The organism is Streptomyces sp. NPDC001714 (assembly GCF_042892755.1).
Lineage (GTDB): Bacteria > Actinomycetota > Actinomycetes > Streptomycetales > Streptomycetaceae > Streptomyces.
Genome location: NZ_JBIAUL010000015.1, coordinates 198,240 through 224,993, shown reverse-complemented (window position 1 = coordinate 224,993; position 26,754 = coordinate 198,240). Strand labels below are relative to the sequence as shown.

23 protein-coding genes are annotated in these 26,754 nt (G+C 73.0%); 10 read left to right on the top strand and 13 right to left on the bottom strand.

The window, feature by feature from the left end; translation table 11 throughout:
* Window positions 1–238 precede the first annotated feature (238 nt).
* A complete protein-coding gene (locus ACFY0P_RS34590) occupies window positions 239–2,581 on the bottom strand; it encodes a PQQ-binding-like beta-propeller repeat protein (protein ID WP_388922233.1) in 2,343 nt (780 codons plus the stop codon).
* A 199-nt stretch (window positions 2,582–2,780) separates the two neighbouring features.
* Window positions 2,781–3,503 carry a VOC family protein gene (locus ACFY0P_RS34585; RefSeq protein WP_388922230.1) on the bottom strand — a complete coding sequence of 241 codons (723 nt, stop codon included), beginning with the start codon at window positions 3,501–3,503 and terminating at the stop codon, window positions 2,781–2,783.
* A 122-nt stretch (window positions 3,504–3,625) separates the two neighbouring features.
* Between ACFY0P_RS34585 and ACFY0P_RS34580 the strand changes: the two genes are divergently transcribed.
* Entirely contained in the window at window positions 3,626–4,273 is a 648-nt protein-coding gene (locus ACFY0P_RS34580) for a TetR family transcriptional regulator (protein WP_351484136.1), read from the top strand.
* 66 nt (window positions 4,274–4,339) lie between these two features.
* On the opposite strand, the gene ACFY0P_RS34575 is transcribed toward ACFY0P_RS34580, so the two are convergent.
* Complete coding sequence (locus tag ACFY0P_RS34575) at window positions 4,340–4,792, bottom strand: Lrp/AsnC family transcriptional regulator (RefSeq protein WP_093501654.1); 453 nt, start codon at window positions 4,790–4,792, stop codon at window positions 4,340–4,342.
* Between the two features lie 82 nt (window positions 4,793–4,874).
* Between ACFY0P_RS34575 and ACFY0P_RS34570 the strand changes: the two genes are divergently transcribed.
* Window positions 4,875–5,477, top strand: coding sequence for a LysE family translocator (locus ACFY0P_RS34570; protein ID WP_388922227.1), 603 nt, complete (start codon window positions 4,875–4,877; stop codon window positions 5,475–5,477).
* 38 nt (window positions 5,478–5,515) lie between these two features.
* On the opposite strand, the gene ACFY0P_RS34565 is transcribed toward ACFY0P_RS34570, so the two are convergent.
* The 3 genes from ACFY0P_RS34565 to ACFY0P_RS34555 all read right to left on the bottom strand — a co-directional run bounded on the left by ACFY0P_RS34565 (window position 5,516) and on the right by ACFY0P_RS34555 (window position 9,215).
* Window positions 5,516–7,195 carry a tannase/feruloyl esterase family alpha/beta hydrolase gene (locus ACFY0P_RS34565; RefSeq protein WP_388922224.1) on the bottom strand — a complete coding sequence of 560 codons (1,680 nt, stop codon included), beginning with the start codon at window positions 7,193–7,195 and terminating at the stop codon, window positions 5,516–5,518.
* Window positions 7,196–7,497: 302 nt separating this feature from the next.
* The gene (locus tag ACFY0P_RS34560; RefSeq protein WP_388922221.1) at window positions 7,498–7,962 is read right to left on the bottom strand and encodes a nitroreductase family deazaflavin-dependent oxidoreductase; all 465 of its coding nucleotides are present in this window, start codon (window positions 7,960–7,962) and stop codon (window positions 7,498–7,500) included.
* Window positions 7,959–9,215, bottom strand: coding sequence for an acyl-CoA dehydrogenase family protein (locus ACFY0P_RS34555; protein WP_388922219.1), 1,257 nt, complete (start codon window positions 9,213–9,215; stop codon window positions 7,959–7,961). Before ACFY0P_RS34555 ends, ACFY0P_RS34560 begins: the two co-directional genes overlap by 4 nt.
* Window positions 9,216–9,314: 99 nt before the next feature.
* Here ACFY0P_RS34555 and ACFY0P_RS34550 point away from each other — a divergent pair, with 99 nt between their 5' ends.
* Together ACFY0P_RS34550 and ACFY0P_RS34545 are read left to right on the top strand one after the other, a co-directional pair.
* Entirely contained in the window at window positions 9,315–10,484 is a 1,170-nt protein-coding gene (locus ACFY0P_RS34550; RefSeq protein WP_388922216.1) for an acetyl-CoA acetyltransferase, read from the top strand.
* A gap of 139 nt (window positions 10,485–10,623) precedes the next feature.
* Window positions 10,624–11,622: an expansin EXLX1 family cellulose-binding protein gene (locus tag ACFY0P_RS34545; RefSeq protein ID WP_388922213.1), complete on the top strand. Its 999-nt coding sequence runs from the start codon at window positions 10,624–10,626 to the stop codon at window positions 11,620–11,622.
* Between the two features lie 100 nt (window positions 11,623–11,722).
* On the opposite strand, the gene ACFY0P_RS34540 is transcribed toward ACFY0P_RS34545, so the two are convergent.
* Entirely contained in the window at window positions 11,723–12,169 is a 447-nt protein-coding gene (locus ACFY0P_RS34540) for a hypothetical protein (RefSeq protein ID WP_388922210.1), read from the bottom strand.
* A 142-nt stretch (window positions 12,170–12,311) separates the two neighbouring features.
* Here ACFY0P_RS34540 and ACFY0P_RS34535 point away from each other — a divergent pair, with 142 nt between their 5' ends.
* Window positions 12,312–12,983 carry a pyridoxal 5'-phosphate synthase gene (locus ACFY0P_RS34535; RefSeq protein WP_388922207.1) on the top strand — a complete coding sequence of 224 codons (672 nt, stop codon included), beginning with the start codon at window positions 12,312–12,314 and terminating at the stop codon, window positions 12,981–12,983.
* A gap of 10 nt (window positions 12,984–12,993) precedes the next feature.
* Here the strand turns inward: ACFY0P_RS34535 and ACFY0P_RS34530 are convergent, their stop codons facing one another.
* From ACFY0P_RS34530 to ACFY0P_RS34505, 6 genes are all read right to left on the bottom strand, one after another.
* On the bottom strand, window positions 12,994–14,202 hold the full coding sequence (locus ACFY0P_RS34530) for a cytochrome P450 (RefSeq protein WP_388922204.1): 1,209 nt from the start codon (window positions 14,200–14,202) through the stop codon (window positions 12,994–12,996).
* Between the two features lie 39 nt (window positions 14,203–14,241).
* Window positions 14,242–15,636 (bottom strand): NAD(P)/FAD-dependent oxidoreductase, encoded by a 1,395-nt coding sequence (locus ACFY0P_RS34525; RefSeq protein WP_388922201.1) that lies wholly within the window; start codon window positions 15,634–15,636, stop codon window positions 14,242–14,244.
* On the bottom strand, window positions 15,626–15,853 hold the full coding sequence (locus ACFY0P_RS34520) for a ferredoxin (RefSeq protein WP_388922198.1): 228 nt from the start codon (window positions 15,851–15,853) through the stop codon (window positions 15,626–15,628). Before ACFY0P_RS34520 ends, ACFY0P_RS34525 begins: the two co-directional genes overlap by 11 nt.
* A gap of 360 nt (window positions 15,854–16,213) precedes the next feature.
* Window positions 16,214–17,098: a GNAT family N-acetyltransferase gene (locus tag ACFY0P_RS34515; RefSeq protein ID WP_388922195.1), complete on the bottom strand. Its 885-nt coding sequence runs from the start codon at window positions 17,096–17,098 to the stop codon at window positions 16,214–16,216.
* 40 nt (window positions 17,099–17,138) lie between these two features.
* Complete coding sequence (locus ACFY0P_RS34510; RefSeq protein WP_388922192.1) at window positions 17,139–17,762, bottom strand: GNAT family N-acetyltransferase; 624 nt, start codon at window positions 17,760–17,762, stop codon at window positions 17,139–17,141.
* 245 nt (window positions 17,763–18,007) lie between these two features.
* Window positions 18,008–18,445: a Zn-ribbon domain-containing OB-fold protein gene (locus ACFY0P_RS34505; protein WP_388922189.1), complete on the bottom strand. Its 438-nt coding sequence runs from the start codon at window positions 18,443–18,445 to the stop codon at window positions 18,008–18,010.
* Between the two features lie 214 nt (window positions 18,446–18,659).
* On the opposite strand from ACFY0P_RS34505, the gene ACFY0P_RS34500 reads away from it, so the two are divergent.
* The 5 genes from ACFY0P_RS34500 (at window position 18,660) to ACFY0P_RS34480 (ending at window position 26,738) form a co-directional block, all read left to right on the top strand.
* Window positions 18,660–20,264 (top strand): subtype B tannase, encoded by a 1,605-nt coding sequence (locus ACFY0P_RS34500; RefSeq protein WP_388922186.1) that lies wholly within the window; start codon window positions 18,660–18,662, stop codon window positions 20,262–20,264.
* A gap of 380 nt (window positions 20,265–20,644) precedes the next feature.
* Window positions 20,645–21,850: a flavin-containing monooxygenase gene (locus ACFY0P_RS34495; protein WP_388922183.1), complete on the top strand. Its 1,206-nt coding sequence runs from the start codon at window positions 20,645–20,647 to the stop codon at window positions 21,848–21,850.
* Between the two features lie 238 nt (window positions 21,851–22,088).
* A complete protein-coding gene (locus ACFY0P_RS34490) occupies window positions 22,089–23,600 on the top strand; it encodes a flavin monoamine oxidase family protein (protein ID WP_388922180.1) in 1,512 nt (503 codons plus the stop codon).
* A 118-nt stretch (window positions 23,601–23,718) separates the two neighbouring features.
* The gene (locus ACFY0P_RS34485) at window positions 23,719–25,956 is read left to right on the top strand and encodes an acetate--CoA ligase family protein (RefSeq protein ID WP_388922177.1); all 2,238 of its coding nucleotides are present in this window, start codon (window positions 23,719–23,721) and stop codon (window positions 25,954–25,956) included.
* A complete protein-coding gene (locus ACFY0P_RS34480; protein WP_388922175.1) occupies window positions 25,956–26,738 on the top strand; it encodes an enoyl-CoA hydratase/isomerase family protein in 783 nt (260 codons plus the stop codon). The genes ACFY0P_RS34485 and ACFY0P_RS34480 overlap by 1 nt, the downstream gene beginning before the upstream one ends.
* Window positions 26,739–26,754: the final 16 nt, after the last annotated feature.

Here is a 26,754-nt window from a genome sequence, read left to right as displayed (position 1 = left end):
GCCGCCGTGCGCAGCCCTTCCGTGCGACCACTGGTGCGACGGCCGTCCCGGGCAGCCCCCGAACGCCGAAGAGGGCGCCACCCGGCGCCGCCGAGCGCCTGCGGGTACGTGGTGGCTTGTCGCGCAGTTCCCCGCGCCCCTAAAAGCAGGGCGCTGCACCAGCGCCCCTTTAGGGGCGCGGGGAACTGCGCGATCGGCCCCCACTCGGCTGCAGCCGCCCGTCAGCCGGTCCCGGCACTCACGCCGTGCGGGCCGTCCCCGTGCCCTTCTCGGCGTCCAGGGCGTACACGCAGCGGTCCTTGCTGCACGCGTACACCACCCCGTCCCGCACCACCGGTGACCCGGTGATCTCCCCGCCGGTGGCGAGCTTCCACCGCAGCCGGCCGTCGTCGGCCTTCAGCGTGTACAACAGGTGGTCCGTCGAACCGAAGTGGATGCGGCCCTCGGCCACCGCCGGAGCGCCCACGACATCGCCGCCCGCCTGGAAACGCCACTTGGGCGTACCGGTCACCGCGTCCAGGGTGTACAGCCCCTTGCCGCTGCCGACGTGGACGTGGCCGGCGGCGACGAGGACCGGCTCGATCGAGGCGCGGGCCTCCGTCGCGATACGCCAGCGGTCGCGGCCGTCGGTGGCGTCGAGGGCGTACACGGTGCCGAGGTAGTCGGCGAGGTAGATGCCGCCGCCGGTGACGGCGGGGCCGGGTACGTGGGTGGGCGGGGAGAGGAAGACCGCAGGCGCCTCGAAGTGCCAGCGGACGCGGCCGCTCGCGGTGTCGAGGGCGATGACGCGGGTGCCCGCGGAGGCGTACACGAAGCCGTCGTCGGCGTGGGTGAGGCGGACCGGGACGCCGCCGCAGGAGGCCGCGTCGCCGATGGGGTAGGACCAGCGTTCGTCGCCGGTACGGGCGTCCAGCGCCCGCAGGCGCGCGTCCTGCCAGACGTAGACCGTGCCGTCGTGGAGGGAGGGGCCGGACTCAGGGGCCTCGAAGTCGGTCTGGGCACCGGACAGCTCCCAGAGCTTCTGCCCGCTGGAGGCCTCCCAGGCCTGGACGCCGCCGCCCCGGGTGCCGGTGGCGAGGGTGCCGCGGTCGGCCTTGAGGGAGTACACCCAGGCGTCGGTGGACAGCCGCCACAGGTCGCCGCCCTCGCGTGCCTCCAGGGCGAACAGGGTGGGGCCGTCGGAGGCGTGGATACGGCCGTCGGCCACCGCCATGGACCAGGCGACGTCCCGTGTCTTGAAGCGGCGGCGTCCGGTGGCCACGTCGAGGGCGTGCACCTCGAAGGAGGTGACGTAGACGAGGTCGCCGTCGACGGCCGGGGTGCCCCAGACGTCGTTGGACATCCGGAACCGCCAGGGCCGCCAGCCGGAGGCCGTCTCCGGGGGCAGGGCGGGGACCCCCGGTACGGCGGGGTCGGCGCCGTTGACACCGGGGTGCGGGCGGGACCAGCTGGCCACCAGGCCGGCCTCGGGCGGAGGCGCCTTCACGGCGGCGGCGCGGGCGTCGGCGACCCGCGGTCCCGGGCCGATCGGCACCCGGGCGCCGGCGAGGCGGACCGGGCCGGTGTCGGGGGCGCCGACCGGTACCGGGGCCGGGACCACGGGGTCGTAGGAGGGCGGCGGAGGGACCGCGAGGCGGCCGGCGCTGCGGGCGCCGGACGGGTTGGCGGAGGGTTTCACGGCCGGGCGGCCGCCGCGCCGGGACTCGATCAGCCCGACCGCCTTCTCGGGCAGCCAGGCGGACGCCGTACCGCTGTCGTCGGAGCCGGAGCCGAACAGATGGGGGGCGAGCTGGGCCTGGAGGTCGGCCGGGTTGGGGCGGGCGGTGGCCTCCATCTGCATGCAGGACTCGATGAGCGGACGCAGCTCGTCCGGGAGGCCTTCGAGGTCGGGGCCCTCGCGCAGCAGCATGAAGACGGTCTCGACCGGGTTGGCGCCGTGGAAGGGCGGGTGGCCGGTGGCCGCGAAGACGAGCATGGAGCCGAGGGAGAAGACGTCGCTCGCGCCGGTCACCGACCGGGAGTCCTTCGCCTGCTCCGGGGACATGTAGGCGGGGGTGCCGACCGCGACGTTCGTCATGGTCAGGCGGGTGTTCGAGACACCGGAGGCGATACCGAAGTCGATGACCCGGGGACCGTCCTCGACGACGAGCACGTTGGAGGGCTTGAGGTCGCGGTGGACCAGTCCGGCGCCGTGGATCGACTGGAGCGCCTCGGCGACGCCCGCCGCCAGCCAGCGGACCGCCTGGGCCGGGAGCGGCCCGCAGTCGTTCACTATCTCCTCGAGGGAGGGCGCCGGCACGTACGCGGTCGCGAGCCACGGCACGGCCGCGCGCGGGTCGGCGTCGACCACGGCCGCCGTGTAGAAGCCGGAGACCGCGCGGGCCGCCTCCACCTCGCGGGTGAAGCGGACCCGGAACAACTGGTCCTCGGCGAGCTCGGTCCGTACCGTCTTGATCGCCACGCGCCGTCCGGACGCCGAGCGCGCCAGATAGACCAGCCCCATGCCGCCGGCCCCCAGCCGTCCCAGCACCTCGAACGGCCCGATCCGCCGCGGATCGTGCTGCGTCAGCTGATCCACCACTTGCCTGCCACCTCCCCGTACGGGCCCCGTCCACCCACATATGTACGCGACCCCGTGCAGCGTCTCACCACCGCACCGCCATGGCGGCACGCACCCCGATTCTTCCTGGCCCGGGCACAGGTTGCGAACCCGGCGACCAATCGGGGTGTCTCATGACAAAGTCAGACATTTACCCGCCAAGAGCCGCCTGTTTCCGGCCTCAGCGTTCCAGCAGCGCGAAGAACGCCCCCTGATTGTCGGTCACGACGGCGACTTTTCCGTACGACGTCTCGAAGGGCGGCGCCTGGACCCGGCCGCCCAGCTGGTGCACGGCCAGGGCCGCGGCCGCCACGTCCCCGGTGCGGAAGTGGACGACGAACTGGGCCGGCATCCCGGCCGCGAACACCTCGGTCACCGGGGCGCGGCCGAAGTCCGGGTCGGCGTCGGTACCGAAGAGGACGTCGGCGAAGAGGCGGCCGTAGAAGGTGTCGGCCGCGTCGACGTCGCTGGTGTAGAGCTGCGCCCAGGCGAAGGTGCCGGGGGCGTGCCGGACGCCGAAGCCGGGGTGGCCCGCGGCCTGCCAGAGGCCGAAGACGGCGCCCTGGGGATCGGCGGCCAGGGCGGCGGTGCCGAGGTCGCGGACGGGCACCACCTCGTTGACGATCTGTCCGCCGGCGGCGCGGATCCGGCGGGCGAGGTCCTGGGCGTCCGGCGTCGCGAAGTACACCGTCCAGACGGTGGGCATCCGGCCGTCCCGCTTCCGGGCCAGCCTGGCGACGGCCGCGCCGCCCAGCCGGGCCCACACGGCCTCCGCGCCGGCGTCCTCGAAGGTCCACCCGAAGAGCCCGCCGTAGAACCGCTTGCCCGCCTCGACGTCGGGGAGCTGCGCGTCCACCCAGCACGGGACGCCCTCCGCGTATCCGGATGCCCTGTTTTCGGCCATGCCGTCAAAGTAACCGCCCGGCCCGCACCGCGCAGACCAGCCGCACCGGCCCCTATACACCCGTGCACCCCATTTGCAGTCGGCCGAATCGCGCTCCGATCACCCCTCGGTAAGCTGACGGCATGACAGGACAAGTGCGTACCGTCGACGGCCGCGTGGCCGGCCGGCGTGGGCAGGCGACCCGGCAGAAGCTGCTCGACTGCCTCAGCGAGATGCTCAGCTCCTCCCCTTACCGGGACGTCAAGGTCATCGATGTCGCCCGGAAAGCGGGCACTTCGCCCGCGACCTTCTACCAGTACTTCCCGGACGTCGAAGGCGCCGTTCTGGAGATCGCCGAGCAAATGGCCACCGAGGGCGGTCAGTTGACCGAGCTGCTGGCCGGGCGCTCCTGGGTCGGCAAGGCCGGCTGGGCGACCGCGCAGGAACTCGTGGACGGTTTCCTGGAGTTCTGGCGCAAGAACGACGCGATCCTGCGCGTCGTCGACCTCGGGGCGGCCGAGGGGGACAAACGGTTCTACAAGATCCGTATGAAGATCCTGAACTCGGTGAACAACTCCCTGACCGACTCCATCGCGGAGTTGCAGTCCAAGGGCAGGGTCGACAAGGACGTGAACCCGGCGGCCGTGGCCGGTTCGCTGGTCGCGATGCTCGCGGCCGTCGCCGCGCACCAGAAGGGTTTCCAGACCTGGGGTGTGAAGCAGGCCGAACTCAAGCCGAACCTGGCGCTGTTGGTGCATCTGGGCGTGACCGGGAAGAAGCCCACGAAGTAGCCCGCGTCCTGGGTCCTGTCTGGCAGGCGGTGGTTCACGTGCAGCGGTGAACCACCGCCTGTCGCCCTACGCCGGCAACGGCCGGTCCCGCACCACGTGCTTCATCACCAGCGTCGAGGTGAGGCGCTGCACGCCCGGCAGGGTCGCGAGCCGTTCGTCGTAGAGCCGCTGGAAGGCGGCGAGGTCGGCGGTGGCCACCCGCAGCAGGTAGTCGGGTTCGCCGAACAGCCGCTGCGCGTCCAGCACATGGGGGATCTCCGCGAGCGCCCGCTCGAAGTCGGCGACGGTGTCCCGGTCCTCCTGCCGCATGGACACGAAGACCAGCGCCTCGAAGGTCAGCCCCACGGCGGCCGGGTCCACCACCGCCCGGTACCCGCTGATCGCCCCCGACCGCTCCAGCTCGCGCAGCCGCCGGTGGCACGGCGAGACGCTCAGCCGCACCCGCCCGGCCAGCTCGGTCACGGTCAGCCGCCCGTCCTGCTGAAGCTCGGCAAGGATTTTCCGGTCCACGTCGTCCATGAGCAAGATTCTCCCCCGGAACCTGCACTCTCGAGCAAATTCCAGAAACACTTTCGGGCCAATCGCGCTTAATGTCCCTTCCATGGACACCGGACTCCTGCTCTCCTTCCTCGCCGTCGACCTGCTGCTGGTGTGCGTGCCGGGCGCCGACTGGGCCTACGTGATCGCCGCCGGGGTGCGCGGCCGCTCGGTGCCGCGCGCGGTGGCGGGCCTGATCGCCGGGTACGCGCTGCACACCGCGCTGGCGGTCGCGGGCCTCGCGGTGCTGGTCGCCCGGTCGCCGCGGCTGCTCACGGCCCTGACCGTGGCCGGCGCCGGATACCTGCTGTGGCTGGGCTGGGGCGTGCTGCGCCGCCCGATGGTCCCGCAGGAGGCGGAGGCCGGGCCGCAGGGCTTCCGGCGGGGCGCCGCGATCAGCGGCCTGAACCCCAAGGCGCTGCTGCTCTACCTGTCGGTACTCCCCCAGTTCCTGGTCACGACGGGCACCCACCTCCCGGTGGCCGCCCAGACCGCCGTGCTCGGCGCCCTGCACATGGCCGCCTGCGCCGCCGTCTATCTGGCGGTCGGCGCCCTCTCACGCGCTCTGCTGGCCGCCCGCCCCCGGGCCGCCCGCGCGGTGACCCGGACCTCGGGGGCGGCGATGCTGGGCATCGGGGCGCTGCTGCTGGGAGAGCGGCTGTTCTGAGCGGGTGACGGCCTGTCGCGGCACTTCCGGCGGAGCGCTCAGCGGCGGTCCAGGGCGGTGGTCGACTGGGCGGCCAGGTCGGCGGGCACGCTCGTCCTGGTCGTGCAGGAGGCGTTCGCGCCGGGGGCGGTGGCGGTGTCCGGGTAGGCGCAGATCGTGCGCTCGGTGCCGGTGCCGGGGTCCTTCTGGTCGAAGGACTCGGGGGCGCGGCCGTGCTCGGTCCACGCCTCCAGGGCGTCCAGGAGCTGCGACCGCGCGTCGGCGGTGCCGGTGAGGCCCGGCTCGGTGTGGCCGACGCCCGGGAAGTAGAAGGTGCGGACGACGGAACGGGTGCCCTGGACGCCGTAACGGTCGAACAGGCGCTGCTGGTAGTTGTAGGTGTTGAACGGCAGGATCAGGGGGTCGTCGGTCCCCGTGTAGTAGAGGATCTTGCCGTTGTTCCGCCGGACCTTGGACAGGTCGGTGCTGTCGGTGGCGGCGGTCCTCTCGAACTTGCGGTAGGACGCCTCGAAGACCCGCGGGAAGTTCTCCATGGTCAGGTTCTTGCGCCAGTCGTAGTCCGGGTCCTGCTTCAGCCAGTTGCGGAGGTAGGTCTCGATCAGCGGGCTCATGGTGTTCCCGCCGGGCAGCAGGACCGCGAAGGTGGTGCCCCGGGTGATGCCGCCCCACAGCCGGTTGCCGTGGGCGTCGCGCGGGCCGTCCCAGATGAGGTCGATCGCCTCGGCCTCCCGGGCGGTGAGTCCCTTGACCTCGCGGGCGTCGAAGGCACAGCGGCGGGGGTCGGCGACGACCCCGTCGGTGACGCCGTCCTCGGGGTCGCAGGCGGCGACGGCGGCGGCGTTCGCGGCGTCGCTCTTGGCGGGTGACAGGCCGCCGGCGCCCAGGAGTTCGTTGACGACGACCGCGGGCCAGGCCTCGCCGACGATGAACCGGTTCCAGTTGACCGCCGGGTAGCCGAGCAGGAAGCCGTCGTACTCGTCGCCGTACTTCTGGGCCATCTCCCAGCCCTGCCGGCCGCCGGTGGAGCCGCCGACCCAGTAGTTCCGCTGCGCGGCCCGGCCGTAGTAGCTCTTCGCGAGGGAGAGCGCCCAGACCGTCTGTTCGTGCAGGCTGCGGTCGATGAATTCGTCGACCTGCCGGGTGTTCAGCTCGCCCGAGGGGGACAGCACGAAGCCGCCGCCGGCCTCACCGCAGCCGGGCTGGGCGTTGGGCCGGCCGGTCCTCGGATTGGTCGCGTCGCACCAGGCGGAGCTGTGGCCGGTGTCGGTGACCGAGCCGACCTCGCCGCGCTGGACCGTCACGCCGAGGTCGCCGAGGGTGCCGGCGTACCCGCCGCCGCCGGTGTTCAGGACCCGGCCGTTCCAGGCGCCCGCGTAGGTGCCGCCGGTGCCGGCGTCGGCGGTGCTGAGCGGGAGGGCGACGCGGACGTTGATGGCGCGGGTGGGCACGAGGTCGACCTGGCAGTAGGCCGGGAGCGTCCCGGAGGCGGGCACGAGCTCGGAGCTGATGCTCTTGACGTGCGAGTCGGCGAGCACCGTCCGCGCGAGGTCGGCACAGCCGGGCCCGGACGCGCGGCCGCCGGCCTCGGCGCCGGCCGGCCGCACGGCGAGCGCGGCCACCGTCACCGTCACGGCGCCCACGAGGCAGGCCGCCAGGCGCAGCCGGCGGGCGGAGGAGCTGACGGGCCGCTGGGGCGCGAGCGGTTCACGTGTGGTCATTCGTCGGCCTTTCGGAGGCGGGAATGCTCAACGCGTCATCCCAGCCTCCAGTCACGCACCGGGGGACCACGCGTGCCGCTCCGCGGAGGGGGCCGACGTGAACACCGACGGCGTACGGCGCACCCCGGTAGCCCTGTAGCCCTTCGGCCGCGGGTGCGTGGGGGCTGGTCGCACAGTTCCCCGCGCCCCTGAAAACAGGGGCGCTGCAGTGAGCGCCCCTTCAGGGGCGCGGGGAACTGCGCGACCAGCCACGACGGCGCCGCGGTCGGCTGACGGCAGGTCGCGGCCTTCCAGCGGGGCGCTCACCTCCGGGTCAGCCGGAAGATCCGGATCTCCCGGTCCACCCGCTCCTGGTAGGCGGCGTACGGCGGCCAGAACACCAGCAGCCGGCGCCAGGCGTCCGCCCGTTCCGCTCCCTCCAGCAGGCGGGCGGTGACCGGGACGTCCCGGCCCTTCCAGCTGATCTCGGCGTCGGGACGGTGGAGGAGGTTGTAGGTCCAGGCGGGATGGCCGGTGCGTCCGAAGTTGGAGCCGACGAGGAGCCAGCCGTCGCCCTCCGGCATGCACGCCAGCGGCGTACGGCGAGGCCGGCCGCTGCGCGCGCCGGTGGAGGTGAGGATCACGCCGGGCAGCATCTGGGCGCTGAGCAGCACCCGGCCGCGGCTGAGCCGGTGCACGGCCCGGTCCAGGGCCGGGACCACGTGCGGGGCCACCTTGGCGAACCCCCGGGTGGCGGACACCTTCTGAACCAGCCGTCGGCCGATCACACCGCCACCTCCCGTCCGGTGAACAGCCCGGCCGCGTCGGCCGCGTGCGCGCGCAGCCGGTGGCCCGGCCCGAACAGCAACTCGTCCCCGGCGGCCCGCTTGAAGTACAGGTGCGCCTCGTGCTCCCAGGTGAACCCGATCCCGCCGTGCAGCTGGATCCCCTCCCCCGCGGCGGTCCGCAGCGCCTCCAGCCCCTGCGCGAGCGCCAGCCCGCCGGCCTGCCCACCCGTCGCCCGCCACCGCCCCTCCAAGGAGGCGCTTCGCGCCGCACCTCCTGTTTCGTGCGCCGTCGCCCAGGCCGCGTAGTAGGCCGCCGACCGGGCCGCCCGCACCGCCACGTAGACGTCGGCCAGCCGGTGCTTGACCGCCTGGAACGACCCGATGGGCCGCCCGAACTGCTCCCGCTGCTTCACGTACTCCACGGTCCGCTCCAGCGCCCGGTCGGCGGCTCCCACGGCTTCGGCCGCGAGCACGGCGGCCACGAAGTCGCCGAGGGCGGCGAGGGCGGCCCGGACGTCGGTGTCCTCGTCCGGCCCGAGCAACTCGGCCTGGACGTTCCGTAGTTGCACCCGGCCCTGGCTGCGGGTGGCGTCGAGACCGGTCCGCCGCGTCCGTACGACCCCGGCGGCGTCCCCGGCCACCAGGAAGAGGAGGACGCGCGAGCGGGCGTACCCGCCGGTGTGCGCGGGGACGAGCAGCAGCCCGGCGCTGTGGCCGTCGAGGACCTGGTCAGCCTCCCCGTACAGCCGCCACCGGTCCCCCGTGCGCCGCGCCTGGACGCCCCCGGCCCGCCCGCCGCCGGCCCAGTCCGCGCCGTCCGGCCCGGCGCCGCCCGGCCCGGTGAGCGCGAGGGCGGTGCCGAGCCGGGTGCCGGGGACGGCGAGCGCGGCGGTGAGGCCGCCGTCGGCGATCCTCGGCAGCAGCTCGGCACGCTGGGCGTCGGTGCCGAGGGCGAGCAGCAGCGGGGCGGTGAGCACGGCGGTGGCGAGGAACGGGGTGGGGGCCAGGGCCCGCCCCAACTCCTCCGCGGCGAGCGCGACTTCCGTGCGCGTGCAACCGGCGCCGCCGTACGCCTCGGGGAGGGCGAGGCCGGGCAGGCCGAGCTGTTCGCCGAGGGTGGTCCACAGGCCGGGGTCGTACCCCTCCGGCCTGTCGACGGCGGCCCGCACGTCCTCCGTACCGCAGCGCTTGTGGAGCAGTTCACGCAGGGCGCGCCGGATCTCGTCCTGCTCGTCGGTGAAGCGGGCGTCCATGACCGGACCTCCTGACGATCTGACGGCCCGTCATGCTAGGGGCGTTGGATGCAGATGCACAGGGGCGGAGTCACGCGGATCTGATGTACCGTCAGATTCATGACTGGACCCCGCAAGGTCGCCGTGGTCGGCGTGGCCCTGTCCGACTGCGGCCGGGTGGACGAGGCCACCCCCTACGCCCTGCACGCCCAGGCGGCCCGGCGCGCGCTGGCCGACGCGGGCCTCGCCCGTGAGGCGGTGGACGGCTTCGCGTCGGCGGGGCTGGGCACGCTGGCCCCGGTGGAGGTGGCCGAGTACCTGGGCCTGCGCCCCACCTGGGCCGACTCCACCTCCGTCGGCGGCTCGACCTGGGAGGTCATGGCGGCCCACGCCGCCGACGCGATCGCCGCGGGCCACGCCAACGCGGTCCTGCTGGTGTACGGCTCGACGGCCCGCGCCGACATCCGGGCCGGGCGGCGCACCGGGAACCTGTCCTTCGGCGCCCGCGGCCCCCTGCAGTTCGAGGTCCCCTACGGCCACACCCTCATCGCCAAGTACGCGATGGCCGCCCGCCGCCACATGATCGAACACGGCACCACGATCGAGCAGTTGGCCGAGGTCGCGGTCCAGGCGCGGGCCAACGCGGCACTGAACCCGGACGCGATGTTCCGCACCCCGATCACGGTCGACGAGGTCCTGTCCGGACCGATGATCGCCGACCCCTTCACCAAGCTGCACTGCTGCATCCGCTCGGACGGCGGCGCGGCGGTGCTGCTGGCGGCCGAGGAGTACGTACGGGACTGCCGGACCGCCCCGGTGTGGATCCTGGGCACGGGCGAGTGCCTCTCCCACGCCACCATGTCCGAGTGGGAGGACTTCACGGTGTCCCCGGCGGCGGTGAGCGGGCAACTGGCCTTCCGGCGCGCCGGAGTCACCCCCTCCGACATCGACTTCGCCGAGATCTACGACGCGTTCACCTACATGACCCTGGTCACCCTGGAGGACCTCGGCTTCTGCGCCAAGGGCGAGGGCGGGGCGTTCGTGGAGAAGGGGCGGCTGCGGGTCGCGGGCGGGGAGCTGCCGGTGAACACGGACGGCGGCGGCCTGTCGGCCCAGCACCCCGGCATGCGGGGGCTGTTCCTCCTGGTGGAAGCGGTACGGCAGCTGCGCGGCGAGGCCGGGGACCGGCAGGTGCGGCGGGCGGACGGGGGGCTGCCGGAACTGGGGGTGGCGTCGGGGACGGGGGGCTGGTTCTGCTCGTCGGGGACGGTGGTGCTGGGGCGCGGGTAGCCGCGCGGGCGGCCTCCCTCCGATCGGCGGCAACTTTTCGCGCAACGGCGGCAACCTTTTCCGTCCCGGCGGCCACTGTCGTACCGGAAGCTTCGATGTTCGAAGGACGTGCACCGCCGAATCGCGTAAGGATCACTCCGTGGCCTCCTCCTCACATCGCCGCCGCGCGCAGCCGAACCGGGACCGGGACTTCGCATGGCGCCCGGTCCGCGGACCGTTGCTCGCGGTGGCCGCCGTCGCCGTCGTCGCCCTGGTCGTGACCCTGGCCGTGGCCTTCCGCCCCGGCGCCGCGGCCGACGCCACCGGGCAGGACCGGGCGGTCTCCGGAGCCGCGTCGGACGCCGTGACGAGCGCCGCGGCGACCCCGAAGGCCCCGTCCCGGAAGCCGTCCGCGACGCCCACGCCGACCCCCACGGCGAGCAGGCCCACCACGCCGGCCTCCGCGGCCGTATCGGCGACCCCGTCCGCCGCCCCGGCCCGGCGCTCGGCGACCGGTGCCTCCTCCACCACCACGGCCCCCGCGGCCGGCCGGATCCGCCCCGGCACCACCTACCGAGGGGTCGCCACCTCCTACGACGTCGGCAACGGCGACGGCGCCTGCTCCTACGGCCCGACCTCCGACGTGATGACCGCGGCGATGAACACCGCGGACTACGAGACGGCGAAGGCCTGCGGCGCGTACGTCTCCGTCCGCGCGGCGAGCGGTACGGCCATCACCGTACGGATCACCAACGAGTGCCCGGCGCCCTGCGCGGTCGGCCAACTCGACCTCAGTCACCAGGCGTTCGCGAAACTGGCCCCCCTGTCGGCGGGGCGGATCGCGATCACCTGGAGCCTGCTGAGCCCGGCCACCTCCGACACCGTCTCGATCCGCTACAAGACCGGTTCCAGCCAGTACTGGTGCGGCATCCAGGCGATCGGCCACCGCAACCCGCTGGCCCGCCTGGAAGTCCGCACGGGCGGCGGCTGGCTGGCGCTGACCCGCACCGGGTACAACTACTTCCTCTCCGAACACGGCACCGGCTGCGGCGGCGAGATCCGCCTCACCGACATCTACGGGGAGCAACTCACCGTGCCGGCCCTCGCCGTACGCCCGGACGTGGTGCAGCGGACCGGGGTCCAGTTCGCCCGGCACTGAGGAGGCCCCCGCGCAACGCCCCGTCAGGGGCGCGGGGGCTGCGCGACCGGCCGCGGCGGCGCCGCAGGCGACCGACGACCCGTTGCGGCCCGCGAAGCGTCTAGCGCACCGGCACGATCCGGTGGCCGCGGCGCGGCGCGGGGCCGTCGAGCAGGACGACGCCGATGTGGTGGCGGCTGCGCACCCACGCCGTGGGCGTCATGACGAGCCCGACGACCGCGACGAGCACGCTGGTCGAGAGGAGGGCCGGCAGCGCCCTGCCGCCCCCGTGGACCGCATAGCCGAGGGCGGCGAGGGAGACGAGCAGGGAGAGCCCCGACACCGCCGCCCACCCGTTCCGCACCCGCCGGGTGCGCGTGTGGTCGGCGACCTCGGCGAGGACGGACGCCGTACAGACGGGGCACTCCAGCTCGACCCGGTCCCGCCCCTCGGCCGGCCGCACCAGCCGGAAGTCGCGGGCGGCCCAGGTGACGGCCCGTGTCCTGCGCCGTCCGACATCGCCGTTTACATGGCGTACAGCCACTTTCACGGTCTTCGGTCCCCTCATGCCGGACAGTGTGGGGCCGGGGCACAGGTGTTCGCAGCGGTTTGCTCTGTTGTGCCCCGGGGTCTGGCCGCGGGGACCCCGGGGCCGCCGCACGAGGTGGCTGATGGCACGGTTGCGGGAGGTACCGAGTGATACTCGGCACATGGCAGCAACGGATCTTCACGCGCTCCTGAAGTCGCTCCGCGTCTGGCACCCCGAGGCCACGGAGCTACGGCCCTTCGACCCGGCGTCGGCTCCGGCGGCGCCGCTCCCCCTCTTCACCGCGTGGTTCGCGGAGGCGGTGGCGGCCGGGCAGCCGGAGCCGCACACCGTATCGCTGGCGACGTCGGACGAGGAGGGCCGGGCGGACGTCCGGATCGTGATGCTGCACGGCGCGGACGCGCGGGGCTGGTCCTTCGCGTCCCACGTGACCAGCCGCAAGGGACACCAGCTGAGCGCCCGCCCGTACGCGGCCCTCGCCTTCTACTGGCCGGTGCTGGGCCGCCAGGTCCGGCTCCGCGGCCCGGTCACCGCGGCCCCCGCCGAGGAGAGCCAGGCCGACCTGCACGCCCGCTCGACGGGCGCCCTGGCGGCGGCCCTCACCGGCCGCCAGAGCAGTCCCCTGTCCTCGCTGGAGGAACTGCGCACGGAGTCGGAGGCGGCCTGGCAACGCGCCCACGCCGACCCGGCCGCTTCCTCCCCGACCTGGACCCTCTACCACCTGCACCCCGAGGAGGCGGAGTTCTTCCAGGGCGACCCGGACCGGCGGCACGTCCGGCTCCGGTACGTCGCGGAGCCGGACGGCGGGTGGCGGAAGCAACTGCTGTGGCCGTGAGCGCCGGCGCTCAGGCCACGAGGCCCTCGATCGCCACGGGAAGGTGCCGGGGGCCGCGCAGCACCGCGTTGGCGCGGTACTGCGGCGGGTCCTCAAGGAGCCCGGTGAACTTGACCCGCCGGAACAACTCGGGCACGGCCGCATGGAGTTCCACCCGGGCGAGCGGGGCGCCGAAGCAGTAGTGGATGCCGGTGTAGAAACCCAGGTGCTCGTTGTCCTTGCGGTCGGGATCGAACCGGTCGGGGTCGTGGAAACGCGCGGGGTCGCGGTTGGCCGCGGCCAGCATGAGCCAGACCGGCGAGCCCTTGGGGATCGTCGTGCCGGCGACGTCGATGTCGGCGAGGGCGGTGGTGAACGGTATGAACTGGACGGGGGGCTCGTACCGCAGCACCTCCTCGACGAGCGGGACGGCCAGCCCCGGCTCCTTCTGGAACCGCTCGAGGATGTCGGGGTGGCGCAGCAGGGTGAGGGTCGTGTTGCTGATCGCGTTGACGGTGGTCTCGTGGCCGGCGACCAGGAGCAGCACCGCGGTGGCCTCCAGGTCCATCGGTGTCATGTCGGGGGCGAGCGCGCTGAGTATCCCGGGACCGGGGTGGCGGCGTCTGGTCTCGATCAGCTCGGCCAGGTAGGCGCCCAGGTCCTGGCGCGCCCGCTGTGCCGCTTCCTGCGCGTCGCCGCCGCCGGACGCGGGATCGAGTGACGACGCCAGGGCGTCGGCCCAGCCGTGGAAGCGCGGTTCGTCCTCGCGCGGTACGCCCAGGACCCGGCAGATGGCGGTGACCGGAAGGGGGTAGGAGAAGTCCTCGACGATGTCGACCCGGTCCTTGCCGTCGAAGTCGTCGAGCAGTTCGGTGACGACCTTGGACAGTTCACCGCGCAGGCCGTCGAGGAACCGGGGGCTGTGCGGGGGGCCGAACGGCCGGTTGATGGTGTCGCGCAGCCGGTCGTGCACGGGCGGGTCGGTGAAGATGAAGCTGGGCGGCAGGCCGGACTCCTCCGCCGGCTGACCGGTGCGGACGTAGCCCGGTGGGCGGTTGCTCGTGTCGTTGCTCAGCCGAGGGTCGTTGGCCAGGCTCCGTACCTCGTGGTAGGTGCTCACCAGGTAGGTGCCGTCGTCCTCCCGCACGACCGGTGTCTTGCGCAGCTCCGCGTAGAGCGGGTACGGATCGGCCCGGTTGGCGTAGTCGGTGATCTGCGCGGAGATGGGCTCGGGCGTCATGGCGTCTCCTCGGGGCTCCGAGCGGTACAAGGCCGGTGATCAGGCATGGGACGGAACGAACTCGACGCGCCGTTCGCTCGGTGAGTGACCCGTCAGCGTGACCGTGGCCCCGTGGGTCGGCAGATGGGGGTCGGGGAAGGCGGGGTCGACCGGCTGCAGCGTCTCGGTCCGGCGGTCGACCGTGCGGTACTCCGGCGGGAAGGGCGCGCCCGACGCGATCTGCTGCTCGTAGAACCCCAGCCACTTGGCTCCGTCGAAGGCCACCGCGGCGATGCAGCGGCCGTGGTACCCGTACACCGCGACGAACCGCTCCTCGGTGAGCGCCCCCTGCGCGACGACCAGCTGGTCGCCCAGCGAGGGCACACCCACCGACTTGATGTTGACGCCGAACTGGGAGGACCAGAACATCGGCAGCCACAGATGCGGACGCCGCTCCGGGCTCGCGCAGATCATGTTGTGGGCGGCGATCTCGGCCTGCTCGACCGCGTTGCCCCAGTGCTCCAGCGACAGGAACTGGTAGTCGAACAGCGGGTGGGGGCTGCGTGCCACGTCCCCGGCGGCGTAGATGTCGTCGGTGACGATGCCGTTGACGTCGAACACCCGGCACCCGGCGTCGCAGGCGATCCCCCGGGGCCCCGCGGCCACGCCCGAGCCGGCGAGCCAGTCCGTGTTCCGCACGGCACCGAGCGAGACGACCGCCACCTCCACGTCGATCGCCGAACCGTCGGACAGATGGGCGCGCCTGAGCCGCCCCACATCGTCGCCCTCCAGGGCGGTGACGCTGATGCCGCAGCGCAGGTCGACGCCGTGCCTGCGCTGCAGCCCGTCCGCGACCGCGCCGATCACCCCGCCGAGTGCGCCCACCAGCGGTGCCGGGCCGCGTTCCGCGACCGTCACGTCGAGGCCCAGCTCCCGGCAGGCGGAGGCGACTTCGGAACCCGTGAAGCCGGCCCCGATCACCAGCACCCGGGACACACCCCCGGCCAGCTTCCGGGTCAGACGCGCGGAGTCGTCACGGGTGCGCAGCACGAACACCCCGTCCAGCGCGGCCTCTTCCGGGTGGAACCAGGGCCGGGCCCTGGTCCCGGTGGTGATCAGCAGGCGGTCGTACGGGACGCTGTCGCCGTTCGCCAGGATCACCCGCTTGCCACCCCGGTCCAGTTCCTCGGCGGCGACGCCCAGATGCCATTCGGCGTCGATGTCCCGCCGCCGCGGCAGCTCGGTGTCCTCCGGCCGGGTTCGTCCCAGCAGCGCCTGTTTGGACAGCGGCGGCCGGTCGTAGGGTTCGTACGGCTCGTCGCCGATCATGGTCAGCGATCCGGTGAAGCCCTGGTCGCGCAGGGTCTCCGCCGCGCGCAGACCGGCCAGCGAGGCACCGACGACGACGATGCGGCCCTGGCGCCGCAGGACCTCGACGTCCGTGTCAGCCGACATGGGATGCCACCCCTCGCGTCGGCTCGTCGGAGTAGTCGACGAGGATGGCCTGGACCGGGCAGGCGGCGGCTGCCTGTTCCACCCGGTCACGCTGTGCCTCGTCGAAGCGAGGGGAGAACAGCAGCGCCTCATCGCCGTGCAGGGCGAAGACGTCCGGCGCGAGGAAGACGCACTGCGCGAACCCCTGGCACCGGTTGAGATCGACGACAAGCCTCATCGGGCACCCGCTCCCTGCACGGGCCGCGGAACCCCGCGGACTCCGCGGCCACCCGCGCTCGATCCATACGGTGGTCGGCATGCCTCCCTCCCAGCCTGTGCCTCCGCGGAGGGCTCCGCAAGGCGAGGAATGCGAGCCGGGCGGAGTACCTCGCTTCGGCCCGCCCGTCCGTCTCCGACCTGCCCGAGCGGGTCCGACGAAACCGACGGCGGTCCGACGAAGCCGACGGCGGCTCGGAAGCGCCCCATAGGGGCGCTGGGGGTAGCCCCGGCCGAAGGCTGGGGGAGGAACTGCGCGACCAGCCACGACGGCGCCGCAGCCGACCGACGGCAGACGACCGCGGCACTTCCACCCGTTCGCTCAGGACGCCTCCCCGAGGTCGTACACCGCCCAATCGGCCACCGGCCGGTAGCCGATCCGCTGGTAGAGCGCGTTGCTCGTCGGGTTCGCGAGGTCCGTGAAGAGCAGCACCTCGGCGGCGCCCGCGGCCAGCGCCGCCCGGCCCACCTCCGTCGTCACCGCACCGGCGTAGCCGCGGCCGCGCAGGTCCGGCGGGGTGTAGACGGGGGCGACCCGGACCTGGCCGGCGACCGCCAGGGTCACGCCGGCCATGGAGACGGGGGTGCCGTCGGGGGTCTCCCAGAGGGTGACGCCGCCGTACGAGAGCCGGAAGTCCGCCCAGTCCCCGGCGTCCCGGCCGCCGCCCTGCAGGCCCGCGTCGGCCACGAACCCCTCGTACCACCGGATCAGCAAGTCCCGGTCGGAGGCCGCAGCCACCCTCGCCCGCCCCTCCGGCGCCGGAGCGGGGGGCGTCAACTCGGCCAGCCGGTAGAGGCGTTGCAGCTCGCGCAGCTTTCCCGGCGTCCCTGTCCGCCGTTCCCACGCCGCCACGAACGCCTCCGCCGTGGCGTTCTCGGCGCAGATACCGGACACCGGGTGGCCGAGGGCGACAAGACGGTCGGCCAGCGCCTCGGTCTCCTCGGCCGTGAGGCGGGTGACGTTCAGGGCGTAGGGGGGTGTGTGGAACAGCGTCGCGGCCACGCCGCCGTCGCCGCGGGTCAGGAGGCCGAAGAACGGTGGGTCGTCGCCGTACGCCCGCGGCCCCCGTAGCCGGAGCTGCGCCGTCACCGTGAGTTGAACGGTGTGCAGATCCGGGCGGGAGTGGAGGAAGTCGTGGGTGCGGGCGAGGAATTCGTCGACGTCGGCAGTGAAGTGCCAATCAGCGACACGAAGTTGTGAAGTCATGGTCGATGGTCCCGGCGGACCGCCGGGCTCCGCACCCGAATTAACCCCGCGCCAGGACCCGGTCCAGGTCCGGGCTCGGGTCCGTGGCCAGGCGGGCGTGCAGGTGTACGTCGCGGAAGGCGTCTTGCCGGCCGGCCTCGAACATCGCTCCGCGCAGCGTCCCCTCGTAGGCGAACCCGCATGTCCGGGCCACACGGCAGGACGCGTCATGACCGAGGGCATGCCCCAACTCCAGGCGGTAGAGGCCCAGTTCGGTGAAGGCCCAGTCCGCCGCCAGGGCCAGGGCGCGGGTGGCGACCCGGCGGCCCCGGGCCTCGGGGAGGGTCCAGTAGCCGACCCGGGCCGTGCGGAACGTCCGGTCGATCATGTTGACGCCGATGTGGCCGAGGGTCGTACCGCGCTCCGCGTCCGTGATCCGGAACGGCGCGCAGGCACCGGCGGCCGCCTGTTCCCGCTGCCTGACCATGGCGGCCCGGGCACCGGCGAGATCGGTCTCCAGGATCAGCGGGGTGTTCCAGCGACGGAATTCCGGGTCGGTACGGCCCCGCAGCCACGCCTCGACGTGGGCCTCCGCGTCCAGGTCCCAGCGGTCGAGCCGCAGACCGTGACCGTGCGGGGTGACGTCGGGGCGGGGGACGGCTGGCTGTTCGTCGGTGAGGGCCATGGCGTTATTGAAACCCGCGCGCCAGGGGAGGGCCCAGAGGTTTCCATGCACTGCCGGGCAGCCGTCGAATGGGTTTCCATGCACTGCCGGACAGCCGTCGAGTAGGTATCCATGCGTCGCCGGACAGCCGTCGAGTGGGTATCCATGCGTCGCCGGCGCCGGCGGCCCTGCGGGTTTCCTGCGCGCGGCCCGGCAGATGCGCTGCGCGCGGCCCGGCGGATTCGCTGCGCGCGGCCCGGCCGGGCTCAGCGCGGCGGCGCCGGTGCCGGGCGGAACACCGGTGCCCCCTCCCGGAAGGCCACCTCCAGTTCCAGTCCGGCGCGCAGGGCCTCCGGGTCGGCGGCCACCAGCTCCGTCATCATGCGCGGCCCCTCCGCGAGGTCGACCACGGCGGGCACGTACGGGACGCGGTCGCCGAACGGCGGGAGGTCGTTGCGGTGGACGACGGACCAGGTGTAGAGGGTCGCGCGGCCGGTGGCCGGCTCCCAGGTGACGTCCTCGCTCCAGCAGTGCGGGCAGAACTCCCGGGGGTAGTGGTGGGCCCGGCCGCAGGAGCCGCAGCGGCGGAGCAGGAGCCGCCCCTCGGCCGCGGCCTCCCAGTAGGGGCGGGTGAAGGCGTCCGGTTCGGGGCGGTCGTACCGCGGGCGCTCGCTGCGTATGCCGTCGGAACTCGTCGCGTCCATGAATCTGACGTTACGTCAGATACTGAAGCGCAGCCCAGCCCCGGATAGGCAAAACCTGTGCATTTCCCGTGGCCCTGTGGGTCCCCCGTGAGATCCCGGGAAATTGTTGACGATTTTGTCGGGCCGAGATTACGTTCGCAGCCGCAAGGCCAAGGAGCCCGACACGAGAGGCAGCAATGTGAAGCACAGGGCAGTGAAGCGCAGGACCGTGGTCATGGGGATCGGCGCCACGGCCGGTGTCGCGGCAGTCGGCGGCATCGCCCTCAGCGCGCAGGCATCGAGCAAGTCCTCCTCGTCCGCGGACTCCCTCAAGTTCGACCCGGACGGCTATGCGAAGCTGACGAAGACGATCACGGACACCGAGGGCACCGAGCACAATGTGACGTACCACTTCTGGAAGGCGATCACCTACGTCGCCGACCCGGTGGACGCCACCTACCAGTCCCTGATCGTCAGCGCCCCGGTCGAGATCGACGGCACGGCGGTCGACCCGACGAACGCCCCGATCCTGCTCGCCAACTCCATCGGTGGCTACATGCCCGCCTCCGTGGCCGACGCCACCGAGGTCGGCGGCGGCGGTTCCGCGACGGGCGGCGGCGCGGCGCCCAGCGGTGCGGCCCCGAGCGGCGCGGCGCCCAGCTCCTCCAGCAGCGCGGCCTCCAACGCCAACGGCAACACCAACGCCACCGGCGGCGCCACCTCCAGCAACCAGCTGCTCGCGCTCGCCGCCGGGTACGTCGTGATCGAGCCCGGCGCCCGCGGCCGTACCCTCAAGAACTCCGACGGCGAGTACTACGGCACCGCGCCCGCCGCGATCGTCGACCTCAAGGCCGCCGTCCGGTACATCAGGGCGAACAAGGGCCTGATCCCGGGCGACGTCGAGCGAATCGTTTCTGCAGGTACCAGCGCGGGCGGCGCCCTCTCCGCGCTGCTCGGCGCGTCCGGCGACAGCCCGATCTACGACAAGTACCTCAAGGAGCTCGGCGCGGCCGACGCCTCGGACGTGATCTTCGCGGTCGGCGCCTGGTGCCCGATCACCGACCTGGAGCACGCCGACGGCGCCTACGAGTGGAACTGGGGCACCAACGACCTCTCCACCGGCAAGCAGGTCGACCAGACCGTCTCCAAGGACCTCAAGGCCCAGTTCGCCGAGTACCAGGCGGGCCTGAAGCTGCGCGGCCTGAACGGCTTCGGCCCGCTGACGGCCCGCAACTACGACGACTACCTGGTCGAGCAGTACCTGCAGCCGTCCGCCACCAGGTACCTCACCGATCTCTCGGACTCGGACCGCGAGACGTACCTGGCGAAGAACACCTTCATCACCTTCTCGGGCGGCAAGGCCACCTTCGCCTGGGACGACTTCCTCTCCCACGTCGGCGCCCGCAAGAAGGACACCCCGGCCTTCGACGCCTTCGACCTGTCGGCCGGCGAGAACAATGAATTCGGAGCGGGTACGACCGAGACCCGCCACTTCACGGCGTACGGCGCGAAGAATGACTCCACCGGACTCAGCACCAAGCGGGTCGCCGCCGACATCCCCGAGAAGCTGAACCTCATGAACCCGATGTACCACCTGGTGGAGAAGGTCAACGACCGCCGCTCCAAGCACTGGTGGATCCGCCTCGGCACCAGCGACTCCGACACCTCGCACGTCATCTCCGCGAACCTGGCGGCCCGCCTGGACAACCTCGGCGACGACGTCAACCACCTCTACTACTGGGACCAGGGCCACGGCGCCAACACCGACCCGGGCGACTTCATCACCTGGATCGCGACGGTGACGGGCTATGGCAAGGGCAAGAAGGACAAGCGGAATTAACGGGCTGCCGCGAACCCGACAGGCTGCCGTGGAACCGATAGGCCCCCGCGGAAGTAAGAAGCTCTCACAGTCGTGATAGCGCTCTCGAGCCGCGATAGCCTCCCCGAACGCGGTGTCCTTTCCCGTCTGTCTGAGGACACCGCCCACCCGTGACGTCGGGCCCCAGCGCACCGGGGCCCGACGTCACGCGCCTTTCGCTTTTCGGGCCGGTTCCGGGCCGGTTCCGGGTCGGTTCCGGGTCGGTTCCGGGCCGTTTTCCGGCAGATGAGGTGGGCTACGTCACAACTCCCACCCACTTCTCCTACGGGTGTGATCAATCCGCAACCAATTCCGGTCTTGACCGAGACCCATCAACGTGAAGCGTGATTACGCTCGCGCTCATGGCCGTGTTCTCCCCCACCGCATCGCCCGTCTACGTCATCGGCGCAGGCCCCGGAGGGCTCGCCGCCGCGTACGCGCTGCGGGCCCGGGGCATCCGTGCCGTGATCCTGGAGAAGTCGGACGACGTCGGCGCGACCTGGCGCCGCCACTACGACCGTCTCCACCTCCACACCACCCGGCGCCTGTCCGCGCTGCCCGGGCTGCCCATGCCGCGCCGCTTCGGCCGCTGGGTCTCCCGTGACGACGTGGTGCGCTACCTGGAGAAGTACGCCGAGCACCACGAGCTGGAGATCGTCACCGGCGTCGAGGTCTCCCGCGTGGAACGCGCGCCCGACGGCGACGGCTGGCTGCTGCACGCCTCCGGCGGGCGCGAGCTGACCGGCTCCGCGGTGGTGATCGCCACCGGCTTCAACCACACCCCGCGCATCCCCGACTGGCCGGGACGGGACGGTTTCGGCGGCGAGTTCCTGCACGCCGGCGCGTACCGCAACGCCGAGCCCTTCGCCGGCCGGGACGTCCTCGTCGTCGGCCCCGGCAACACCGGCGCCGAGATCGCCGTCGACCTGACCGAGGGCGGCGCCTCCCGGGTACGGCTGGCCGTCCGCACGGTCCCGCACATCGTGCGCCGCTCCACCGCCGGCTGGGCGGCCCAGTACAACTCCATCCTGGTACGGCGGCTCCCGACGGCCTTCGTCGACCGGCTGGCCCGCACGATGGCCAAGGTCAGCGTGCCCGACCTGGCCGCGCACGGCCTGCCCCGCCCCGACAGCGGCCTCTACAGCCGGGTGAAGCAGGGCGCCATCCCGATCCTGGACGTCGGCCTCATCGACGCGGTGCGCCAGGGGAAGATCGAGATCGTGGCCGCCGTGGACGGTTTCGAGGACGGCGAGGTCGCGCTCGCCGACGGCACCCGCATCTCCCCCGACGCGGTGATCGCCGCGACCGGGTACGTCCGCGCCCTGGAGGGCCTGGTCGGCCACCTCGGCGTACTCGACGGCCGCGGCCGACCGGTCGCCCACGGCCCCCGCACCCCGAAGAACGCCCCCGGCCTCTACTTCACCGGCTACACCAACCCCATCAGCGGCAACTTCCGCGAGATGGCGATCGACGCGGAGAAGATCGCGAAGGCGGTCGCGAGGACGACCGCGAAGGCGACCGCCAAGCAGCAGCGGCCGACCCGGTCCGAGTCGCAGCCGACGACGTAGACCGAGCGGCAGCCGACGGCGCGACCGAGCGGCCGCGAACGCCGGCGAGCCGCCGCGAACGCCGGCGAACGGCTCCGGATAGCCTCAACCCCCTTTACACAGCAACCCTGTTGCCCATGTGACGCAGGCGACGGATGCTCTTTGTTACCGGCGGTAGCATCGCGCCCGTGCCCGGGACCAGAATGTGAGCCCTGCTCAACTTTCCGGCTCCCCCTCTCGCCCAGCACGGAGGACGCACGTGGCACGTGAAAGACAGCTCTCCCCCCGGCCCTCGCCCCGGCTCTCCCGCCGTTCCCTCCTCGGCGGTGCCGCCGCCGGGGCCGTCGGCCTCACCGCGGTCTCCGCAGGCACCGCCTCGGCCGCCGCCTCCCGGACCGTCGACGTCGCGATCGTCGGCGGCGGCATCGCCGGGCTCACCGCGGCCCGTGACCTGGTGGCCGGCGGCAAGTCGGTGGCCGTACTGGAGGCCCGGGACCGGGTCGGCGGCCGGGTGGTGAACCTGAAGCTGGCGAACGGCGGTTTCACCGAGGGCGGCGGCGAGTTCATCGGCCCCACCCAGAACCGCATCAAGGCCCTCGCCGACTCCCTGGGCGTCGCCACCTTCACCACGTACAACACGGGGAAGAACCTCCTCTACAAGGACGGCAAGCGCACCCCGTACGACACCAGCGGCCTGCTCGGCTCGGTCCCGCCGGTGGACGCGGCGGGGCTCGCCAACGCGGCGATCGTGCAGTCGGAGCTGGACAGCATGGCCGCGCAGGTGCCGGTGGACGCGCCGTGGACGGCCGCCAAGGCCGCCGAATGGGACAAGCAGACCTTCGAGAGCTGGCTGAACGCCAACGCGATCATCCCCTCCGCCAAGTTCCTGCTGGACCTGGCCTGCACGTCGATCTTCTCGGCCCAGCCCCGCGAGCTCTCCCTGCTCTACGTCCTCTACTACATCGCCGCCGCCGGGGACGAGTCGAACGCCGGCACCCTGGAACGCCTCACCGACACGGCCGGCGGCGCCCAGGAGTCCCGCTTCGTCGGCGGCAGCCAGCAGGTCCCGATCAAGCTCGCCGCGACCCTCGGCGACCGGGTGGTACTGAGCGCGCCGGTGCGGTCGATCGTCAAGTCCGGTGGTGCGTACGTCGTCACGGCCGACGGGATCACCGTGAACGCCACCCGAGTCGTCGTCGCCCTGCCGCCCCCGCTGGCCGCCCGGATCACCTACGACCCGCTGCTCCCGGCCGCCCGCGACCAGCTCACCCAGCGGATGCCGATGGGCTCGATCGGCAAGGCCATCGCCGTCTACGACACCCCGTTCTGGCGGGCCGACGGCCTCAACGGGCAGGCGGTCAGCGACGCCGGAGTGGTCCGCTCGACCTTCGACAACTCCCCGCCGGACGGCTCCTACGGCGCGCTGATGGGCTTCGTCGAGGCCGACGAGATGCGGGCGTACGACGCGGCGAGCGAGGCCGACGTCAAGGCCGCCGTTCTGGCCGACTACGCCAACTACTTCGGAGACAAGGCGAAATCCCCCACCTCCTTCGTGCTGCAACGCTGGGACAATGAGGGCTTCTCGCGGGGCGGCCCGGTGGCCTACGCACCGCCCGGGGTGCTGACCGAGTACGGGGCCGCGCTGCGCACGCCGGCGGGCGGTATCCACTGGGCCGGGACGGAGACCTCGACGTTCTGGGCCGGGTACATGGACGGGGCGGTGCGGTCGGGCGAGCGGGCGGCGAAGGAGGTGCTGGCCGCCCTCGGCTGAGAGGAAGAGCTGCTTCGTCCCTCAACTTTGCGTGCAGACCAGTTCCTGACGCAGCGTCAGTTCAGTAATCTGACACTGCGTCAGGTAATTGTGCTGTCACACAGGAGCGGGCGGAACGATGCTTGGATCAACCCACGGCACCCTCACCACCGACTCCCGCCGGGCCCGGGTCATCGCCTGCGGTGAGCAGCGTCCCGGGCCCGCCGTCCACGGCCGCGCGGCCGAGGCGGGCGACGCGGACGCGCTGGACGTCAGCGGACGGCCGCTGTACGCGGACGTACCGGATCTGGACAGGTTCTTCCGCCCCGAGTCCGTCGCCGTGATCGGCGCCTCGGACGCCGAGGGGCGGCCCAACACCGGCATCACCCGGCAGCTCCTCGACTGGGCCGGGCGGGTCGGGGCCCGGGTGCACCCGGTGCATCCGACCCGGCCGTCGGTCTTCGGCATCGCCTGCGTGCCCTCCGTCGCCGACCTGCCCGAGCAGGTCGACCTCGCCGTGCTCCTGGTCGCCGACCCGCTGCCGGTGATCGAGGAACTGGCCGAGGCGAAGGTGAGGTTCGCCGTCGCCTTCGCCTCCGGGTTCGCGGAGACCGGCGAGGAGGGCGCGGCCGCCCAGACCCGGCTCGCGGCGGCCGTACGCCGGTCCGGGCTCCGGCTGCTCGGCCCGAACACCAACCTGAACGCCTTCGAGCGGTTCCGCGACGACCTGGACGGCCCGGCGATCGCGCTGATCACCCAGTCCGGTCACCAGGGCCGGCCCGTCTTCGCCGCCCAGGAACTCGGCATCCGGCTCTCGCACTGGGCGCCGACCGGCAACGAGGCCGACCTGGAGACCGCCGACTTCATCTCCTACTTCGCCGAGCGCCCCGAGGTCGGCGCCATCGCCTGCTACGTCGAGGGCCTCAAGGACGGCCGCGCCTTCCTGCTCGCCGCCGACCGCGCGGCCCGCCGCAGGGTGCCGGTCGTCGCCGTGAAGGTGGGCCGCACCGAGGCCGGCGCCCGCACCGCCGCCTCCCACACCGGCAAGCTGACCGGCGCGGACGACGTGGTCGACGCGGCGCTGCGCCAGTACGGCGTGATCCGCGTCGACGGCCTCGACGAACTCCAGGACACCGCCGCCCTGCTGGCCCGGGCCCGGGCTCCGCGCGCCGACGGGGTGGTCGTCTACTCGATCTCGGGCGGCACCGGCGCGCACGTCGCCGACCTGGCCGCCGGCCTGGGGCTGAAGCTGCCGGTGCTGTCCGAGGCCCGGCAGGCCGAGCTCCACCAGTGGATACCGGAGTACCTGAGCGTGGCCAACCCGGTCGACAACGGCGGGCACCCGGTGGGCGACTGGCGCGGGCGGAAGATCATCGACGCAATCCTCGCCGACCCGGAGGTCGGGGTGCTGGTCTGCCCGATCACCGGGCCCTTCCCGCCGCTCAGCGACAAACTCGTCCAGGACCTGGTCGACGCGGCCGAGGCGACCGACAAGCTGGTGTGCGTGGTGTGGGGGTCCCCGGTCGGCACCGAGGCCGCCTACCGCGACGTCCTGCTCGGCTCCTCCCGGGTGGCCACCTTCCGCACGGTCGGCAACTGCCTCACCGCCGTCCGCGCCTACCTCGACCACCACCGCTTCGTGAGCGACTACCGCTCCCCCTTCGACGAGGCCCCGCGCACCCCGTCCCCCTCCTACCGCAAGGCGCTCGCGCTGATGCGGCCCGGACAGCAGCTGAGCGAGCACGCGGCGAAGCAGCTGCTGCGCGCGTACGGCATCCGGGTGCCGCGCGAGCAGCTGGTGACCAGCGCGGCGGCGGCCGTGCGCGCGGCGGGGCTGGTCGGCTACCCGGTGGTGATGAAGGCGTCCGGCGGCCAGCTCGCCCACAAGACGGAGCTGGGCCTGGTGAAGATCGGCCTGACCTCGGCCAGCCAGGTCCGGGACGCCTACCGCGACCTGACGGACATCGCCCGCTACGAGGGGGTCGCCCTGGACGGCGTACTGGTCTGCCAGATGGTCGAGCGGGGCGTGGAGATGGTCGTCGGGGTCACCCACGACGACCTGTTCGGGCCGACCGTGACCGTGGGGCTCGGCGGGGTCCTAGTCGAGGTCCTGCACGACGCCGCCGTGCGCGTGCCGCCGTTCGGCGAGGACCAGGCCCGGGACATGCTCGCGGAGCTGCGTGGGCGGGCCCTGCTGGCCGGGGTGCGCGGCCGCCCGCCGGCCGATCTGGACGCCCTCGTCGAGGTGATCCTCCGCGTCCAGCGGATGGCCCTGGAACTCGGCGACCAGCTCGCCGAGCTCGACATCAACCCGCTGATGGTGCTGGAGCAGGGCCAGGGCGCGGTGGCGCTGGACGCGCTGGCGGTGTGCCGCTGATGGACACCGTCCGGTACGTGACGGCGGAGCGGGTCGCCCACCTCACCCTCGACCGCCCCGACGCCCTCAACGCCCTCACCCCCGACCAGCGCGACCACGTCATCCACCTCCTCGGCGAGGCCTCCGCGGACCCGGAGATCGGAGCGGTGGTCATCACCGGCACCGGCCGCGGTTTCTGCGCGGGCGCCGACCTGCGCGGCACCGCCACGGGTGAGCGCGTGCCGGGTGACGTGGCCCGCACCATCCGGCTCGGCGCCCAGCGGCTCGTCGCCGCCGTCCTCGACTGCGAGAAGCCGGTGATCGCGGCGGTGAACGGCACCGCCGCCGGTCTGGGCGCGCACCTCGCGCTCGCCTGCGACCTGGTGCTGGCCGCCGAGTCGGCCCGGTTCATCGAGGTGTTCGTCCGGCGCGGCCTGGTCCCCGACGGCGGCGGCGCCTACCTCCTCCCCCGCCTGATCGGCCCGCACCGCGCCAAGGAGCTGATGTTCTTCGGCGACGCGCTCTCCGCACCGGAGGCCGAGCGGCTGGGCCTGGTCAACCGGGTCGTCCCGGACGCCGACCTGCCCAAGACGGCCCGTGACTGGGCGGCCCGCCTGGCCACCGGCCCCACCCGTGCCCTGGCGCTGACCAAGCAGCTGGTCAACGCGTCCCTGGACACCGACCGGACGGCCGCCTTCGCCGCCGAGGCCGCCGCCCAGGAGATCAACATGACGACTCGGGACGCCCAGGAGGGCGTACGGGCCTTCGTGGAGCGCAGGAGCCCCGGCTTCCAGGGCCGATGACCGCGATACCGGGTCC